The following is a 2,194-nucleotide window of genomic DNA, read 5'->3' as shown; positions in this document are numbered from 1 at the left end:
GATGCCAAAGTTTTAACTGTAGCGGGAACCAATGGAAAAGGTTCGACCACCACCACATTAGCTGCCATTTTAAATGCACAAGGCTATAAAGTGGGACTGTATCAGTCACCGCATATTTATCGTTTTAATGAACGAGTTAAATTGCGTGGGGTAGAGGTTGATGACCAAAGTTTGGTCGATGCTTTTGTGCAAGTGGATCAAGCGCGCCGTGATTGTGATTTAAGCCTCTCGTTTTTTGAGGCGACGACACTCGCGGCTTTTGTCATTTTTAAAGACCAAGCCTGTGATGTTTGGGTGCTTGAAGTGGGTCTAGGCGGTCGTTTAGATGTGGTCAATGTGATTGAACCCGATGTTGCGGTGATCACCAATATTGGTTTAGACCATACTGACTGGCTGGGCGATACCATTGAAAAGATTGCCTTTGAAAAGGCAGGTATTATCCGTCCAAATATTCCTGTGGTGTTCGGCGGCTTACAACACATTCCTCAAGCAATTCTTGATAAAGTGGATGCTTGTGCTGCCATATTATATGCAGTGAATCGTGACTATTTTTATCAACCTAGTGAACATGGTCAGTCGTGGATGTTTGCATCCAGTGGCGCCACTTTAAATTTGCCCCTCGGCACATTGGCCGTTGAAAATATTTCAACAGCCGTTGCTGCTGTTTTATTGAGTGGTTTAACTGTCACTCAAGCGGCTATTTCTAAAGGAATTCAAAACGCAAAATTGCAAGGTCGTTTTGAAATTCGCCAAATACACAATAAAACCGTAATTTTTGATGCAGGGCATAACCCGCACGGTGTTGCTTTTTTATTAAATCAATTGCGAAATTTCCTAAAATACAATAAACAGTACACTGAAGTAGTCAGTGTTTTCTCAATGTTGGCAGATAAAGATGTGAAATCTGTCACAGAGTTATTGAAAGACACCATACAAATGTGGAAAATTGCGGCATTAACTGTTCCGCGTGCAGCACCAATTGAACAATTGGATCAAGCATTGCTAGGACAACAGGTGCAGCACTTTGACAGTGTGAAATTGGCTTTTAAATCAGCGCTCGATGAAACAAAGAATAATCAGCTGATTTTGGTATGTGGTTCATTTCATACCTTAGAAGCGGTATGGGAGTATTTGGAAGAATGTCAATGAATAGCAAACAGCGTTGGATGGGTGGCGTTGTTTTATTAGGTGGTGGTGTCCTTTTGGCAGCATTACTTCTTAAAGGCAAAGAAGAAATACATCAAAATAATATTAAAACACCAGAACTTGCGACACAATCTGTGCAACGTAATGCTGAAGGTGAGTTAGCTCAACCTCAGTCGTTAACGGTTGATGTTGAAACAGAAAAACGCTTACTGGAACAGCAACGTGTCGCACGTGAAAAATCAGTTGCTGAACAAGAAGCTCGTGCGGCTGAATTTTTAGCGATGCAGCAACAAGCCGAAGCCGATGCTGCACGTAAGGCCGCAGAAGAGTATGCTGCGCTGAATGCACATCGCAATGCCGCACAGCAAAGCTCGGACAACATTCCACCCGAATTGGTTGAAGATGAAAAAGCCAAGCAACAGCGAATTGCTGCGGACAAAGCGGCTGAACTAAAGAAGTTGGAACAGCAAAAGCTACAAGCCCATACTGAGGCTGAAAAAGCAGCTGCTGCAAAAAAACTGACTGAGCAAAAAGCCTTAGCAGAAAAGCAAGCGCTTGAAGATAAAGCCAAACGTGAAGCTGAGGCTAAACGTAAAGCAGAAGACGAGCGTAAGGCTGAAGCAAAAAAAGAAGCTGATCGTAAAGCAGATGCTGAGAAAAAAGCGGAAGACAAACGTAAGGCAGATGAAAAGCGTAAAGCTGATGAAGCCAAGAAGAAGGCGGAAGCTGAAAAAGCGCGTGATTTGCTTGAGCATGGCGATAAGCAATGGATGGTACAAGTGGCATTGGCTGCCAATGAAGCCAATGCAGATGCTCTGGCTGCCAAGCTTCGTGCCAAGGGCTATAAGGTCACTAAAAGTCCAACCTCTAAAGGTGTGCGGATTATGGTGGGGCCATCTAAAGACCGTGATACTGCCGATGCAGCCCGCAAGAAGATTACCTCAGATGCAAGCCTCGGCATGAAGTCCGCATGGGTGATTGACTGGGTGCCACTCGACAAACGTTAAGATCGGGTTTAATCCAATTGCCTTCACTAAGATGGATTCAA

The 2,194-nt window shown here is 44.0% G+C and carries 2 protein-coding genes; both read left to right on the top strand.

Annotated elements, in window-relative coordinates; genetic code table 11:
- Positions 1-1,149: bifunctional folylpolyglutamate synthase/dihydrofolate synthase (locus tag B4F08_RS08535; RefSeq protein WP_291374136.1), on the top strand; the 1,149-nt coding region annotated here is incomplete at its 5' end.
- Positions 1,146-2,153 carry an SPOR domain-containing protein gene (locus B4F08_RS08530; protein WP_110975756.1) on the top strand — a complete coding sequence of 336 codons (1,008 nt, stop codon included), beginning with the start codon at positions 1,146-1,148 and terminating at the stop codon, positions 2,151-2,153. The genes B4F08_RS08535 and B4F08_RS08530, both read left to right, overlap by 4 nt.
- Positions 2,154-2,194 lie beyond the last annotated feature (41 nt).

The organism is Acinetobacter sp. UBA6720 (assembly GCF_002454215.1).
Taxonomy (GTDB): domain Bacteria; phylum Pseudomonadota; class Gammaproteobacteria; order Pseudomonadales; family Moraxellaceae; genus Acinetobacter.
Note: the sequence above shows the minus strand (reverse complement) of the source record. Positions and strands in the feature narration are given on the sequence as shown.